This window comes from Hydrogenophaga sp. SNF1 (assembly GCF_034421675.1).
GTDB classification, from domain to species: domain Bacteria; phylum Pseudomonadota; class Gammaproteobacteria; order Burkholderiales; family Burkholderiaceae_C; genus Hydrogenophaga; species Hydrogenophaga borbori.
Genome location: NZ_CP139793.1, coordinates 1,223,925 through 1,237,718 on the forward strand (window position 1 = coordinate 1,223,925; position 13,794 = coordinate 1,237,718).

Genomic DNA, 13,794 nt, shown 5'->3' on the forward strand with positions numbered 1-13,794 from the left:
GTCAGTAGCGCCGTTCCAGTATCAGCTGGTCGTTGTTGCGCTGCATCTGGAAGCGCGTGAGGAAGCTGTTGCCCAGCAGCACGAAGGGCATGGGCTGTGGCAGCACGATGGCGGCCACGGCATGCACCTGGGCGTCGCCCACGCGCACCGAGTCGAGCGTGACGCGGTAGCCCGGCGCGGTGCCGTTGGCCGTCTGCACCGTCACGCGCTGGCCGCGCTGGTAGTCCAGGTTGATGCGCTTGGCCTCGGACTCGCCCATGATGATTTGTGTGGCGCCGGTGTCCACCATGAACTGCACCGCGCGGCCGTTGATCTGGCCTTGGGGCATGAAGTGGCCGCTGCCGTCGGCCGTGAGCACCACGCGCTGGGCGCCGCCCGCCTCGGCCCCGCCGCCGCCCAGGCTCACCGGGGCTTCGCCCAGTCGCAGGGTCTGGCGCTGGCCGCCGATCTCGACGACGGCCGATTCGCCTTGCACCGACACCAGGCGAACGCCCTGGTGCGCCTGGCCAGCCGCCAGAAAACGCGGCGCGGCGCCGTCGATGACGACCAGGGCCTTGCTGCCGGAGATGCCCGACAGCGACACCGACTGGGCATAAGAAAAGCCGGTGGAGCCCGCCCAGAGGCCAACCAGCAGCGCTCGTGACCACCGCCACCCAGAGGCGCCGCGGAACCGGCTGTGCCGGGCCGCAGGCGCCGCCTCCTTGAGGGGGGCGCGCGAAGCGCGGCGGGGGTGGTCCACTAGTCTCTGAAGTTGTTGAACGAGAGCGGCAGGTCCTTCATCTCGTTCTTGATGATGGCCATGGTGGCCTGCAGGTCGTCGCGCTTGGCGCCGGTCACGCGCACGGCGTCGCCCTGGATGGCGGCCTGCACCTTGAGCTTGCTGGCCTTGATGGCCTGCTGGATCTTCTTGCCGTCTTCGGTGGCGATGCCGTTGCGCACCTTGGCCACCTGCTTGACCTTGTCGCCGCCCATTTTTTCGACCTTGCCCATGTCGAGGAAGCGCACGTCCACGTTGCGCTTGGCGAGCTTGTTGCGCAGCACGTCCTCGATCTGCTGGAGCTGGAAGTCGGCGTCACCGGTGAGGGTGATCTCCTTGTCCTTCAGCTCGATGGCGGCGCTCGTGCCCTTGAAGTCGAAGCGCGTGCCGATCTCGCGCGCGACCTGATCGACGGCATTCTTGACTTCAACGAGATCGGCTTCTAGGACGGTGTCGAACGAGGGCATGGCGAGGCGGCGGTGGGTGAGAAAATCGCGGCCATGATAGTCGAGAAGCAGGTGCCTCTACAGGCCTACAACAGCTTTGGCATCGTGGCCAAGGCGCACCGCCTCGCGCGCATTCGCGCCGAGGCCGACCTGGCCGCGCTGCGGGCCTCGGACGACTGGCCGGAACTCACCCGCGAGGCCCCGCCTTTCGTGCTGGGCGGGGGCAGCAACCTGGTGATCACGGGCGATGTGAGGCCTTTGGTGCTCAAGGTGGAGATCGCGGGCCGGCGCCTGGTGGAGGAAACGCCCAAGGGCTGGCTGGTGGAGGCCGGCGCGGGCGAGAACTGGCACGCCTTCGTGCAGTGGACGCTGGAGCGGGGCTGGCCCGGGCTGGAGAACCTGGCGCTCATCCCCGGCACCGTGGGCGCCTCGCCGGTGCAGAACATCGGCGCCTATGGCGTGGAACTGCAAGACCGCTTCCATTCGCTGGACGCCATCGACCTGCGTTCGGGTGAGGGGTTCACGCTGGACGCCGCGCAGTGCGGCTTCGGCTACCGCGACTCGGTGTTCAAGCACCCACCCACGGATGCGCGCGACTTCGGCCTGGCGGGCCGCGCGCTCATCGCTCGGGTGCGTTTCTGGCTGCCCAAGGCCTGGAAGCCGGTGCTGGGCTATGCCGACCTGGAGCGCAAGATCGCCGAAACCGGCAACACCACGCCTGACGCGCGGACGATCTTCGACTGGATCTGCGCCATCCGGCGCGCCAAGCTGCCGGACCCGGCGGTGATCGGCAACGCGGGCAGCTTCTTCAAGAACCCCACGGTCACGCTGGACCAGTGCGCCGACATCATCGCGCGCGAGCCCAAGGTGGTGCACTACCCCATGCCCGATGGCACGGTGAAGCTGGCCGCGGGCTGGCTGATCGACGCCTGCGGCTGGAAGGGGCGCGGCGTGGGCAACGCGGGCGTGTACGACAAGCAGGCCCTGGTGCTGGTGAACCGGGGCGGGGCCACCGGGGGCGAGGTGGTCACGCTGGCGAAGGCGATCCAGACCAGCGTCTATGAGCGCTTCGGCATCCGGCTGGAGCCGGAGCCGGTGGTGATCTGAACCCAGGAGGCATGCCATGGCTGGCCACCCCGTTTTCTCGATGAAGTTCGCCCAGCTGTACCCGCTGTACGTGCAGAAGGCCGAGCGCAAGCAGCGCACCCGCGAGGAGGTGGACCAGGTCATCGGCTGGCTGACGGGCTACGACGCGGCGGGACTGCGCCGCCAGATCGAGCAGGGCAGCGACGTCGAGACCTTCTTTGCCCAGGCGCCCGCGTTTCACCCGAACAGCGCACGGATCACGGGCCTGGTGTGCGGTGTGCGCGTCGAAGAGGTGGACGACCCGCTGATGCGCAAGATCCGCCAGCTGGACAAATTGGTCGACGAACTGGCCAAAGGCAAGGCGATGGACAAGATCCTGAGGCAGTGAGCGGGCCCGGGCCCCGAACACTTGGCCATTTCCCAACCCGGAGGTCCCACGGAAGCCATGAAACCCACCGAACGTGAACAGCTGCTGCAAACACTGAAGACCCGGTTCGAGAAGCACCCCAAGCGCCACAAGGGCATGGCCTGGGACGAGGTGCTGGCGCGGCTGGGGTCGAACCCCGGCGCCCTGTCGTCCCTGCACCGGATGGAGGCCTCGGGCGGCGAGCCCGACGTGATCGGGCGCGACAAGGCCTCGGGCGTGATCCTTTTCTGCGATTGCGCGGCCGAGACGCCCACGGGCCGGCGCAGCCTGTGCTTCGACCGCGAGGCGCTGGACGCGCGCAAGGAGAACAAGCCGCAAGGCAGCGCCATGGAGATGGCCGCCGAGATGGGCGTCGAGATGCTCGACGAGGCGATGTACCGCCGGCTGCAGGAGTTGGGCGAGTTCGACCTGAAGACCTCCAGCTGGATCGCCACCCCGAAAGCCGTGCGCGCGCTCGGCGGGGCCCTGTTCTGCGACCGCCGCTATGGCCAGGTGTTCACGTACCACAACGGCGTGCAGTCCTACTACGCGTCGCGCGGCTTTCGGGGGCTGCTGCGGGTCTGATCGCGGCGAAGGCCGACGGTGATCAAAAAAAAAGGGCCCGCCAGATGGCGAGCCCTTCGAGCGCAAGCGGTGGACCTGCTTCAGTCCTTGCCGAGCTTGAGCATGTCGGTGCCGTCGCCGCTCGTCAGCAGGCCGGTGCGGCTGTACACGCCCAGTTTGCCGCGCGTGTCGGTGATGTCGAGGTTGCGCATGGTCAGCTGGCCGATGCGGTCCAGCGGCGTGAAGGGCGCGTCCTCCACCTTCTCCATCGACAGCCGCTCGGGCGCGTAGGTGAGGTTGGGGCTCTCGGTGTTGAGGATGGAGTAGTCGTTGCCGCGGCGCAGCTCGACCGTCACCTCGCCCGTGACCGCGCGCGCCACCCAGCGCTGGGCCGATTCGCGCAGCATGATGGCCTGCGGGTCGAACCAGCGGCCCTGGTAGAGCAGGCGGCCCAGCTTGAGGCCGTTGATGCGGTACTGCTCGATGGTGTCTTCGTTGTGGATGCCGGTGACCAGGCGCTCGTAGGCGATGAACAGCAGCGCCAGGCCGGGGGCCTCGTAGATGCCGCGGCTCTTGGCCTCGATGATGCGGTTCTCGATCTGGTCGCTCATGCCCAGGCCGTGGCGTCCGCCGATCTCATTGGCCTTCATGATGAGATCGACCGGGCTGGCGAAGCTCTGGCCGTTGAGGGCGACCGGTTGGCCGTCCTCGAAACGCACCGTCACCTCTTCGGGCTTGACCACGGTGTCTTCGCGCCAGAAGGGCACGCCCATGATGGGGTTGACGATGCGGATGCCCGAGTTCAGGTGCTCCAGGTCCTTGGCCTCGTGCGTGGCGCCGAGCATGTTGCTGTCGGTGCTGTAGGCCTTCTCCACGCTCATCTTGTAGTCGAAACCGTTGGCGATGAGGAACTCGCTCATTTCCTTGCGGCCGCCGAGCTCGTCGATGAAGCGTTGGTCCAGCCAGGGCTTGTAGATCTTGAGGCTGGGGTTGGTGAGCAGGCCGTAGCGGTAGAAGCGCTCGATGTCGTTGCCCTTGAAGGTGGAGCCGTCGCCCCAGATGTGGACGTCGTCTTCCTTCATGGCGGCCACCAGCATGGTGCCGGTGACGGCGCGGCCCAGCGGCGTGGTGTTGAAGTAGGTGATGCCGGCGGTGCTGATGTGGAAGGCGCCGCACTGCAGCGCGGCGATGCCCTCGTGCGCCAGCTGCAGGCGGCAGTCGATCAGGCGGGCCTTCTCGGCGCCATAGGCCATGGCCTTGCGCGGGATGGCCTCGTAGTCGTCTTCGTCGGGCTGGCCCAGGTTGGCCGTGTAGGCGTAGGGCAGGGCGCCCTTCTTCTTCATCCACAGCAGGGCGGCGCTGGTGTCCAGGCCGCCGGAGAAGGCGATGCCGACTTTCTGTTGCGTGGGCAGGTGTTGCAGGATGGTGGCCATGTCGGTGTCCTGTGGTGGCTCAGCCGAAACGGCAGATGTAGTGGTAGGCCTCGCTCACGCGGATCTGGAAGCTGCTGTTGCCGGGCACGCTGAACTGGTCGCCCGGGCCGTTTTTCACCCAGGTGCTGCTGCCGGCCAGCAGGTATTCGCAGCCACCGGCCACGCATTCCATGACCTCGGGCGCGCCGGTGTTGAAGGTCAGCGTGGCGGGCAGGATCACGCCCACCGATTGTTTCGTGCCGTCGGCCAGGGTGAGGCTGTGGCTCACGCATTTGCCGTCGAAGTAGACGTTGGCCTGGGTGGCGACGGTGACGCCGCTGATCTGGGTGGTGGTCATGGTGCTGGAGGGCGTGGAGAAGGCAAAGCCGCGATTTTAGGTCGCGGCCCTGGGAGGGCGGTTGGGGGGGCGGGCTGCGGCTCAGCGCCGGGCGGCCCAGTCGGCCGCATCGAAGCCCACGGTGATGGCGCCATCGCTCCACCGCACCACGGGCCGCTTGATCAGGCTGGGCCGCTCGAGCAGCAGGCGGCGCGCGCTGGCGCTGTCCACCACGGCGGCGCGGCTGGCCTCGTCGAGCTGGCGCCAGGTGGTGCCCTTGCGGTTCACCAGGGTCTGCCAGCCCGCGCTGGCCAGCCAGGCGTCCAGCCCGGCTTCGGGCACGCCGAGCTTCTTGAAATCGTGGAAATGGTGTTCGCGGCCGTTGGCGTCCAGCCAGGCGCGCGCCTTTTTCACCGTGTCGCAGTTCGGGATGCCATGCAGCGTGATCATGGGCGGGATTGTCCGCCAGCCGCGTCGGGCCAGGGGGCGGGTGGGACAATCGCGGGATGCTTGAGATCCCCGTTCCCGATCACCCCGTGACGCTGGCCGACTGGCTGGCCCACGCCGAGCGCCTGCACCCGCAGGCCATAGACATGGGCCTGGAGCGCGTGATGACCGTGGCGCGGCGCATGGGCCTGCAACTGAGCTGCCCGGTGATCACCGTGGCCGGCACCAACGGCAAGGGCAGCACCTGCGCCATGCTGGAGTCCATCTACACCCAGTCGGGCTACCGCACGGGCGTCTACAGCTCGCCGCATCTGGTGCATTTCGAGGAGCGCTGCCGCATCGCGGGCGAGGTGGTGTCGGCCGACACGCTGGTGCCCGCCATGGCCGAGGTGGACGTGGCGCGGCGCGGGCAGGGCGGCGAGCCCGAGGTGAGCCTGACCTATTTCGAGTTCACCACCCTGGCCATCCTGCGCACCATCGCGCGCGAGGCGGTGGACGTGGCCATCCTGGAGGTCGGCCTGGGCGGCCGGCTCGACGCGGTCAACATCCTCGACGCCGACTGCGCGGTCATCACCAGCATCGACCTGGACCACATGGCCCTGCTGGGCCCCGATCGCGAGAGCATCGGCCGCGAGAAGGCCGGCATCATGCGCACCGGCCGCCCCGTGGTGGTGAGCGACCCGGCGCCGCCGCAGAGCCTGATCGACCACGCGCGTGAGATCGACGCCGAGCTCTGGCGCGTGGGCGTCGACTTCCACGTCGCGGGCGACCAGCAGCAGTGGGGCTGGGCCATGCACCCCTCACACGGCGGGCGCCGCTACAGCGGCCTGGCCTACCCGGCGCTGCGCGGCGCCAACCAGCTGCTCAACGCGGCCGGCGCGCTGGCCGCCATCGAGGCCCTTCGCGGGCGCCTGCCGGTCACGGCCCAGGCCGTGCGCACCGGCTTCGTGCTGGTCGAGCTGCCGGGGCGCTTCCAGATCGTGCCCGGCCGGCCCGCGCTGGTGCTGGACGTGGCGCACAACCCGCATTCGGTGGCCGCGCTGGCCGCCAACCTCGACGCCATGGGCTTCTACCCGCGCACGCACGCCGTGTTCGGTGCCATGGCCGACAAGGACCTCGGCACCATGCTGGCGCGCATCGCGCCGCTGATCGACCGCTGGTACCTGACCGACCTGCCGCTGCCGCGCGCCAGCCGGGCCGCCGACCTCAAGCCCCTGGTGGAGGGACTGAAGGGACCCGGGGGACGCGACGCCAGCCTGCACCGCGACCCGCGCGAGGCATTGACCGCAGCCCTGAGCGCGGCGGACCCCGCTGATAGAATCCTCGTCTTTGGCTCGTTCTACACCGTCGGTGGTGTGCTGCAGGACGGATTGCCGAAGCTCGCGGCACCGCATCTCGCCGCCTGAACCGTGCCGACCAAGGCCCTCGCGACCCCATGATCAGCCCACGCTCCGGCTCCCAGGGCGGCGCCAACGCATCGCCTCCCACCATCGAAGCGGTGCGTCGCCGGGCGCGCCACCGGCTCATCGGCGCCAGCATCCTGGTGGCCGCTGGCGTCATCGGTTTTCCGCTGCTGTTCGACAGCCAGCCGCGCCCGATCGCGGTGGATATCCCGATCGACATTCCGGGCCGCGACGCCGCGCCGCCCCTGGCCAGCACGGCCCGGCCCGCCCCGGCGCCCAGCCCTTCGCCGGCCCCGGCCCCCTCGCCGGCGCCTGCTCCCTCGCCAGCACCGGTGCCCACGCCGGCCCCCAGTCCGGCCCCCAGTCCGGCCCCCGCGCCGAGCCCGGCACCGGCGCCAGCGCCCACTCCAGCACCCGCACCCGCGCCCGAGCCGCCCAAGCGCGACCCCGCCGAGGCCGCGCGCGCCCAGGCCATCTTGCGCGGCCAGGCGCCGCCCGCCGCCGCCTCCACCGCGAACGAGCGCGTGGTGGTGCAGGTGGGCGCCTTCGCCGACGAGGCCCGCGCCCGCGAGACGCGCCAGAAGCTCGAGCGCGCCGGCCTCAAGACCTACGTGAACGTGGCCCAGACGGCGGAGGGCAAGCGCGTGCGCGTGCGGGTGGGCCCCTTCGACAGCCGCGCCGAGGCCGAGAAGGCCGCCGCGCGCGTCAAGTCCCTGGGCCTGCCGGCCGCCATCCTGACCCTCTGAAAGGAGGGCCGCCATGCTGCTGACCGACTGGGTGCTGCTCACCTTGCTGCTGCTGTCGGTGCTGCTGGGCCTGTGGCGCGGGCTCATGTTCGAGGTGCTGTCGGTGCTGGGCTGGGTGGCCGCCTTCCTGTTCGCCCAGGCCTTCGCCGACGACGTCGTGCCCTGGCTGCCGATCGACAAGGTCGCGCCGCCGCTGCAACTGGCCATCGGCTTCGCGCTGGTCTTCATCGCCGTCGCTTTTCTCGGCGGCGTGCTGGCCTGGCTGGTGCAGAAATTCGTCAACACCGTGGGCCTGCGCCCGGTCGACCGCGTCCTGGGCGGCGCCTTCGGCCTGCTGCGGGGCCTGGTCATCCTGCTCGCCGTCGCGTTGGTCATTGCCATGACGCAGATGCAATCGGCCGCCTGGTGGCAGGACTCGCCCACCGCCAACGCACTGAGCGGCGCGCTGCGCCAGGCCAAACCCCTGCTGCCCGACCCGCTCGCGCGCTACATCCCCTGAACTTCTGAACCCAAGGACACCATCATGTGTGGAATCGTCGGCGTCGTCAGCCAGACCCCGGTGAACCAGCTCATCTACGACGCGCTGCTGCTCCTGCAGCACCGCGGTCAGGACGCCGCGGGCATCGTCACCCAGCAGGGCCGCAAGTTCTTCATGCACAAGGCCAAGGGCATGGTGCGCGACATCTTCCGCACCCGCAACATGCGTGCCCTGCCGGGCAATTGCGGCCTGGGTCAGGCGCGCTACCCCACGGCCGGCAACGCCTACAGCGAGGAAGAGGCCCAGCCCTTCTACGTGAACGCGCCCTTCGGCCTGGTGCTGGTGCACAACGGCAACCTAACGAACGCCCAGGCGCTCAAGCAGGAGCTGTTCCAGACCGACCACCGCCACATCAACACCGAGAGCGACTCCGAGGTGCTGCTCAACGTGCTGGCGCACGAGCTGGAGAAGTGCACGCGCGGTGAACCGCTCAAGCCGGCCGACGTGTTCGACGCCGTGCGCGGCGTGCACGCGCGCGTGAAAGGCTCCTACGCGGTGGTGGCCCTGATCGCGGGTCACGGCCTGCTGGCCTTCCGCGACCCCTACGGCATCCGCCCGCTGTGCATCGGTCGCCAGGACGGCAGCGTGATGGTGGCCAGCGAATCGGTGACCCTCGAAGGCACGGGCTTCCACTTCGAGCGCGACGTGCTGCCGGGCGAGGCGGTCTACGTCAGCCTCGACGGTGAGATGCACGCCGAGCGCTGCGCGCCCGACGCCGTGCTCAAACCCTGCATCTTCGAGTACGTCTACCTGGCGCGGCCCGACTCCGTCATGAACGGCATCTCGGTCTACCAGGCGCGCCTGAACCTGGGGACCACGCTGGCCAAGCGCGTCATCTCCACCGTGCCGCCGAACGAGATCGACGTGGTGATCCCCATCCCCGAGTCTTCGCGCCCGAGCGCGATGGAGCTGGCGCGCCTGCTGGGCCTGCCTTACCGCGAAGGCTTCGTGAAGAACCGCTACGTGGGCCGCACCTTCATCATGCCGGGCCAGGCCGTGCGCAAGAAGTCGGTGCGCCAGAAACTCAATGTCATCGGCAGCGAGTTCAAGGGCCGCAACGTGCTGCTGGTGGACGACTCCATCGTGCGCGGCACCACCAGCCGCGAGATCGTGCAGATGGCGCGCGACGCCGGCGCGCGCAAGGTCTACCTGGCCAGCGCCGCGCCGCCGGTGCGCTTCCCCAACGTCTATGGCATCGACATGCCCACGCCCGGCGAACTCGTGGCGCACGGCCGGTCGGTGGAGGAGGTGCGCGAGATCATCGGCTGCGACGCGCTGATCTACCAGGACGTGGACGGCATGAAACAGGCCGTGGGCTCGCTCAACGCCCAGCTCGACGGCTTCGACGCCTCCTGCTTCGACGGCGTCTACGTCACCGGCGACATCACGCCGCAAGACATCGAACGGCTCAACCAGGGCCGCCCGCAAAGCGAGGAGGGCGAAGAAGACACCTCCCGCCTGGCACTGCCGAACGCCCAGGAGGCCTGAGTTGGACGACGCGCTGAGAAAAACCCTGCACCGCGACACCCTGGCGGTGCGCGAGGCCGTCGATCGAAGCCCCTATGGCGAGAACTCCGAGGCGCTGTACCTCACGAGCGGCTACGTGCAGTCCTCGGCCGAATCTTCGGCTCGCCGTTTCGCGGGCGATGAGGAGGGCTTCACCTACGGCCGCTACGGCAACCCCACGGTCACCAGCTTCGAGCGCCGCCTCGCCGCGCTGGAAGGCAGCGAGGCCGCCATGGGCACGGCCTCGGGCATGTCGGCCATCCTGCTCATGTGCCTGGGCCTGCTCAAGGCGGGCGACCACGTGGTGTGTTCGCAGTCCATGTTCGGCTCGACCATCAAGCTCATCGGCAGCGACCTGGCGAAGTTCGGCGTCGAGTCGAGCTTTGTCCCGCAGACCGACGTGGGCGCCTGGAAGGCCGCGCTGCGCCCGACCACCAGGCTGCTGTTCGCCGAGACGCCCACCAACCCGCTCACCGAGGTCTGCGACATCCAGGCCCTGGCCGATCTGGCGCACAACGCCGGCGCGTTGCTGTGCGTGGACAACTGCTTCGCCACGCCCGCGCTGCAGCGCCCCATGGATTTCGGCGCCGACATCGTCATGCACTCGGGCACCAAGTACCTCGACGGGCAGGGCCGCGTCATGGCCGGCGCGCTGTGCGCCAGCCAGGCCCTGGTCACCGAGAAGTTCCTGCCCATCATGAAGAGCGCGGGCATGACGCTCGCGCCCTTCAATGCCTGGGTCATGCTCAAGGGCCTGGAGACGCTGGACATTCGCCTGCGCGCGCAAAGCGCCAACGCGCTCGCGCTGGGCCGCTGGCTGGAGGCGCACCCCGCGGTGGCGCGCGTGCACAACCCCGGCCTGCCCAGCCACCCGCAGCACGCGCTGGCCATGAAGCAGCAGAGCGGCATCGGTGGCGCGGTGCTGTCCTTCGACGTGAAGGCCTCCAACCCCGAGCAGGCCCGCCAGCGCGCCTTCCACGTGCTCGATTCGCTGCGCGTGCTCTCGCTGTCCACCAACCTGGGCGACACCAAGACCCTGTGCGCGCACCCCGCGAGCACCTCGCACGGCCGCCTCACCGAAGCGCAGCGCCAGGCGGCCGGCATCGGCCAGGGCCTGATCCGCGTGGCCGTGGGCCTCGAACACATCAACGACATGCAGGCCGACCTCTCGCGCGGCCTCGACACCCTCCCGTGAAAGTCCGCACCCGTTTCGCGCCGTCGCCGACCGGCTTCATCCACCTCGGCAACATCCGCTCGGCCCTGTACCCCTGGGCTTTCGCGCGCTCGCAGCAGGGCGACTTCATCCTGCGAATCGAGGACACCGACCTGGAGCGCTCCTCGCAGGCCGCGGTCGACGTGATCCTGGAAGGCATGGCCTGGCTGGGCCTCGACCCCGACGAGGGGCCCTTCTACCAAATGCAGCGCATGGACCGCTACAAGCAGGTGCTGGCGCAGATGCAGGCCCAGGGGCTGGTCTACCCCTGCTACATGAGCGTGGCGGAGCTCGACGCCCTGCGCGAGCGCCAGATGGCCGCCAAGGAAAAGCCGCGCTACGACGGCACCTGGCGCCCCGAGCCTGGCAAGACCCTGCCGCCGGTGCCCGAGGGCGTGAAGCCCGTGCTGCGCTTCAAGAACCCGCAGGGCGGCATGGTGGCCTGGGACGACAAGGTCAAGGGCCGCATCGAGATCCGCAACGACGAACTCGACGACCTCGTGATCGCACGCCCCGATGGCACGCCCACCTACAACTTCTGCGTCGTGGTGGACGACATCGACATGGCCATCACCCACGTGATCCGCGGCGACGACCACGTGAACAACACGCCGCGCCAGATCAACATCTTCCGCGCCCTCGGCCAGGAACCCCCGGTGTACGCGCACCTGCCCACCGTGCTCAACGAGCAGGGCGAGAAGATGAGCAAGCGCAACGGCGCCAAGCCCGTCACCCAGTACCGCGACGAGGGCTACCTGCCCGACGCAATGGTGAACTACCTGGCGCGCCTGGGCTGGAGCCACGGCGACGACGAAATCTTCAGCCGCGCGCAGTTCCTCGAGTGGTTCGACCTCGACCACCTCGGCCGCAGCGCCGCGCAGTTCGACGAGGCCAAGCTGCGCTGGGTCAACGCCCAGCACCTCAAGGCCATGGCCGACGAAGCGCTCGCACCGCTGGTGGCCGAGCAGTTGAAGAAACGCGGCCTGGTGGCCGACGAGCGCCTGCCGCGCATCTGCGCGCTGTTCAAGGACCGCTGCGACACCACCGTGGCGCTGGCCGACTGGGCCGCGGCCTTCTATGCCGACGTGAACCCGAGCGCACAAGAAACCGCGCAGCACGTCACCGAGGCCGTGAAGCCTGCCGTGGCCGCGCTGGCTTCGGCCCTGGCCGCACTGCCAGCGTGGGACAAGCCCGCGATCTCGGGCGCGCTCAAGCAGGTGCTCGCTGTACACGGCTTGAAGATGCCGCAACTGGCCATGCCGGTGCGTGTGCTGGTGATGGGCACGGCCCAGACGCCGTCGCTCGATGCGGTGCTCGAACTGCAGTCGCGAGAACTTGTGATCGAGCGACTTCAGAAAGCCTGAATTTCTGGCATATAATTCGAGGCTCGCTAGGACGCAACGCTGAGTGATCAGCGAAACGGAACAGCGAACCCTGTGGGGGTATAGCTCAGCTGGGAGAGCGCTTGCATGGCATGCAAGAGGTCAGCGGTTCGATCCCGCTTACCTCCACCACAGTTTCGAAGTCGCGCATGGTAGCGACGGCAGGAAAAGCAGACACTGCCGCTGATACAATGCGAGGCTTCCGTCCAGGTTATGACCCTATCGTCTAGAGGCCTAGGACATCACCCTTTCACGGTGAGTACCGGGGTTCGAATCCCCGTAGGGTCGCCAAACAAGCCGCAAGGCAAGTAGGCACAAGTCGTGGCACTTGGTTCGAAAGAACGAAAGCCGCCTGCCAGGAGTGGTAGTTCAGTTGGTTAGAATACCGGCCTGTCACGCCGGGGGTCGCGGGTTCGAGCCCCGTCCACTCCGCCAAGAAAATCAACGGGTTACGTGAGAAATCGCGTAACCCGTTGGCCTTTTTGGAATGAGGAATTTGGCTTTTGGAATATCCTCTGACTTGAAGTAGCGCAGCGCTTTGCTTCGTAGCACGAACGACACACGTTGTGCAATAGGCGACAAGCAGGAGTGTTCCTTGCCGCCAGGGCGGTCACAATGTCTCATCCGGGGGGCTACGGGAGCTCCAACTTCTTCACCTCACTCACCTATGGTCGCACCACAGCCGCTCTCCAAAGCTGAGGAGTTGCAAGGCCGCGTTCGTGCTTTCATTCGCAGCGTGGGAAATGTCAACGCGAAGGAGTCGATGACTTTTCGTCGGCTGGTGCGTGACGCCCAAGACCTGGCAAAGACCAATGTGGTCGAGGGCAACTGCCTGGAGGGCGTGTTAGTCGGTTTGGTAGGTGACGACACGCAAGCTGAGCGCCTCTTCGCGAACGCTGCTGCGAATCAGGGAGGCGTAGTAGCTAAGGCAGCGCGCCTTTCTCACTTGGTCAATCGCATGTACTTCTCTGATGCCTTCAAGCTCGGCGTGGAACTTGTCGCGCGACGTGAAGGGCTGCAGTTTCACAACCTTGCCCATCGTTTGCTCATGGCAGGTGGCTTTCATGCGGTTCTGTCTGCTGTGGATGAGTCGCGCCAGCGAGGTGAGGTACTCCAATTGACGAAAGACATTGAAGCTGCGCGCGCAGCTGTGGATGTCCTGGACAGGCTTGGTATCGATGATCAGCACTGCATGCGTGTCCTCGACACTCTAGGTGAAGTGGTGCGTGCTGAAGGCCTTGTGTGGCTCGACGACTTTCCGGGCATGTCCGTGTTGTCAGATGTCGATGATGAGTCGGCTTTGACCGTTAGCTTCAGGTTCGCTATCACTCCAGCTCAGGCGGCAGAACTGGGGTGGCGGTTTTCTGAACTGCTCGTAGAGCGCGATTTGGATCGTTCTGGCTTCTATGTCCAAGTGCTTGGCCAAGGAGCGGAAGCTCTGCAGTACGAGCCGGCATGAGCGTCGGCCCGCAAGACATTCACGTGGTTGCTACGGCGCTCGCGGACGGCGCCGATGAAGCGTGTTGGAGGAGTGCGCTGAGTCGAGCCTAC

At 67.8% G+C, this 13,794-nt stretch carries 15 protein-coding genes and 3 tRNA genes; 13 read left to right on the forward strand and 5 right to left on the reverse strand.

The features are described from left to right. Position 1 precedes the first annotated feature (1 nt). Both SOM08_RS05935 and SOM08_RS05940 read right to left on the reverse strand, forming a co-directional pair. Complete coding sequence (locus tag SOM08_RS05935) at positions 2-583, reverse strand: retropepsin-like aspartic protease family protein (protein ID WP_322470251.1); 582 nt, start codon at positions 581-583, stop codon at positions 2-4. 155 nt (positions 584-738) lie between these two features. Continuing rightward, complete coding sequence (locus SOM08_RS05940) at positions 739-1,224, reverse strand: YajQ family cyclic di-GMP-binding protein (RefSeq protein WP_070398916.1); 486 nt, start codon at positions 1,222-1,224, stop codon at positions 739-741. Positions 1,225-1,257: 33 nt separating this feature from the next. On the opposite strand from SOM08_RS05940, the gene murB reads away from it, so the two are divergent. From murB to SOM08_RS05955, 3 genes are read left to right on the forward strand one after another with little or no spacing between them, the layout of a single operon-like run. Continuing rightward, the gene (gene murB / locus SOM08_RS05945; RefSeq protein WP_116958151.1) at positions 1,258-2,310 is read left to right on the forward strand and encodes a UDP-N-acetylmuramate dehydrogenase; all 1,053 of its coding nucleotides are present in this window, start codon (positions 1,258-1,260) and stop codon (positions 2,308-2,310) included. Between the two features lie 16 nt (positions 2,311-2,326). Continuing rightward, entirely contained in the window at positions 2,327-2,677 is a 351-nt protein-coding gene (locus SOM08_RS05950; protein ID WP_116958150.1) for a DUF2200 domain-containing protein, read from the forward strand. Positions 2,678-2,734: 57 nt separating this feature from the next. Further along, complete coding sequence (locus SOM08_RS05955; protein WP_322470252.1) at positions 2,735-3,280, forward strand: DUF4256 domain-containing protein; 546 nt, start codon at positions 2,735-2,737, stop codon at positions 3,278-3,280. 80 nt (positions 3,281-3,360) lie between these two features. Here the strand turns inward: SOM08_RS05955 and argG are convergent, their stop codons facing one another. From argG to SOM08_RS05970, 3 genes are all read right to left on the reverse strand, one after another. Continuing rightward, the gene (gene argG, locus SOM08_RS05960) at positions 3,361-4,692 is read right to left on the reverse strand and encodes an argininosuccinate synthase (protein ID WP_116958148.1); all 1,332 of its coding nucleotides are present in this window, start codon (positions 4,690-4,692) and stop codon (positions 3,361-3,363) included. 19 nt (positions 4,693-4,711) lie between these two features. Beyond that, entirely contained in the window at positions 4,712-5,029 is a 318-nt protein-coding gene (locus tag SOM08_RS05965) for a pyrimidine/purine nucleoside phosphorylase (RefSeq protein WP_116958147.1), read from the reverse strand. 81 nt (positions 5,030-5,110) lie between these two features. Continuing rightward, positions 5,111-5,458: an arsenate reductase gene (locus SOM08_RS05970; protein WP_116958146.1), complete on the reverse strand. Its 348-nt coding sequence runs from the start codon at positions 5,456-5,458 to the stop codon at positions 5,111-5,113. Positions 5,459-5,514: 56 nt separating this feature from the next. On the opposite strand from SOM08_RS05970, the gene folC reads away from it, so the two are divergent. The 10 genes from folC (at position 5,515) to SOM08_RS06020 (ending at position 13,702) form a co-directional block, all read left to right on the forward strand. Then, positions 5,515-6,861 carry a bifunctional tetrahydrofolate synthase/dihydrofolate synthase gene (gene folC, locus SOM08_RS05975; RefSeq protein WP_116958145.1) on the forward strand — a complete coding sequence of 449 codons (1,347 nt, stop codon included), beginning with the start codon at positions 5,515-5,517 and terminating at the stop codon, positions 6,859-6,861. Positions 6,862-6,890: 29 nt separating this feature from the next. After that, positions 6,891-7,604: an SPOR domain-containing protein gene (locus tag SOM08_RS05980; protein WP_322470253.1), complete on the forward strand. Its 714-nt coding sequence runs from the start codon at positions 6,891-6,893 to the stop codon at positions 7,602-7,604. Between the two features lie 13 nt (positions 7,605-7,617). Beyond that, entirely contained in the window at positions 7,618-8,103 is a 486-nt protein-coding gene (locus tag SOM08_RS05985; RefSeq protein ID WP_116958143.1) for a CvpA family protein, read from the forward strand. Positions 8,104-8,127: 24 nt separating this feature from the next. After that, the gene (purF, locus tag SOM08_RS05990; protein ID WP_322470254.1) at positions 8,128-9,630 is read left to right on the forward strand and encodes an amidophosphoribosyltransferase; all 1,503 of its coding nucleotides are present in this window, start codon (positions 8,128-8,130) and stop codon (positions 9,628-9,630) included. Between the two features lies 1 nt (position 9,631). Then, positions 9,632-10,843 carry an O-succinylhomoserine sulfhydrylase gene (locus tag SOM08_RS05995; RefSeq protein WP_116958141.1) on the forward strand — a complete coding sequence of 404 codons (1,212 nt, stop codon included), beginning with the start codon at positions 9,632-9,634 and terminating at the stop codon, positions 10,841-10,843. Continuing rightward, positions 10,840-12,225: a glutamate--tRNA ligase gene (gene gltX / locus SOM08_RS06000; protein WP_322470255.1), complete on the forward strand. Its 1,386-nt coding sequence runs from the start codon at positions 10,840-10,842 to the stop codon at positions 12,223-12,225. The genes SOM08_RS05995 and gltX overlap by 4 nt, the downstream gene beginning before the upstream one ends. A gap of 74 nt (positions 12,226-12,299) precedes the next feature. Continuing rightward, positions 12,300-12,375 (forward strand) — tRNA-Ala (locus SOM08_RS06005). Positions 12,376-12,458: 83 nt separating this feature from the next. Next, a tRNA-Glu gene (locus SOM08_RS06010) sits at positions 12,459-12,534 on the forward strand. 67 nt (positions 12,535-12,601) lie between these two features. Next, positions 12,602-12,678, forward strand: a tRNA-Asp gene (locus SOM08_RS06015). A 232-nt stretch (positions 12,679-12,910) separates the two neighbouring features. After that, positions 12,911-13,702 carry a hypothetical protein gene (locus SOM08_RS06020; RefSeq protein WP_322470256.1) on the forward strand — a complete coding sequence of 264 codons (792 nt, stop codon included), beginning with the start codon at positions 12,911-12,913 and terminating at the stop codon, positions 13,700-13,702. Positions 13,703-13,794: the final 92 nt, after the last annotated feature.

What these genes read in the sequence shown, in the direction of transcription:
- SOM08_RS05940 (WP_070398916.1), bottom strand. Translation starts at nt 1,224, where the DNA reads ATGCCCTCGTTCGACACCGTCCTAGAAGCCGATCTCGTTGAAGTCAAG.
- murB (WP_116958151.1), top strand. Translation starts at nt 1,258, where the DNA reads ATGATAGTCGAGAAGCAGGTGCCTCTACAGGCCTACAACAGCTTTGGC.
- SOM08_RS05950 (WP_116958150.1), top strand. Translation starts at nt 2,327, where the DNA reads ATGGCTGGCCACCCCGTTTTCTCGATGAAGTTCGCCCAGCTGTACCCG.
- SOM08_RS05955 (WP_322470252.1), top strand. Translation starts at nt 2,735, where the DNA reads ATGAAACCCACCGAACGTGAACAGCTGCTGCAAACACTGAAGACCCGG.
- argG (WP_116958148.1), bottom strand. Translation starts at nt 4,692, where the DNA reads ATGGCCACCATCCTGCAACACCTGCCCACGCAACAGAAAGTCGGCATC.
- SOM08_RS05965 (WP_116958147.1), bottom strand. Translation starts at nt 5,029, where the DNA reads ATGACCACCACCCAGATCAGCGGCGTCACCGTCGCCACCCAGGCCAAC.
- SOM08_RS05970 (WP_116958146.1), bottom strand. Translation starts at nt 5,458, where the DNA reads ATGATCACGCTGCATGGCATCCCGAACTGCGACACGGTGAAAAAGGCG.
- folC (WP_116958145.1), top strand. Translation starts at nt 5,515, where the DNA reads ATGCTTGAGATCCCCGTTCCCGATCACCCCGTGACGCTGGCCGACTGG.
- SOM08_RS05980 (WP_322470253.1), top strand. Translation starts at nt 6,891, where the DNA reads ATGATCAGCCCACGCTCCGGCTCCCAGGGCGGCGCCAACGCATCGCCT.
- SOM08_RS05985 (WP_116958143.1), top strand. Translation starts at nt 7,618, where the DNA reads ATGCTGCTGACCGACTGGGTGCTGCTCACCTTGCTGCTGCTGTCGGTG.
- purF (WP_322470254.1), top strand. Translation starts at nt 8,128, where the DNA reads ATGTGTGGAATCGTCGGCGTCGTCAGCCAGACCCCGGTGAACCAGCTC.
- SOM08_RS06020 (WP_322470256.1), top strand. Translation starts at nt 12,911, where the DNA reads ATGGTCGCACCACAGCCGCTCTCCAAAGCTGAGGAGTTGCAAGGCCGC.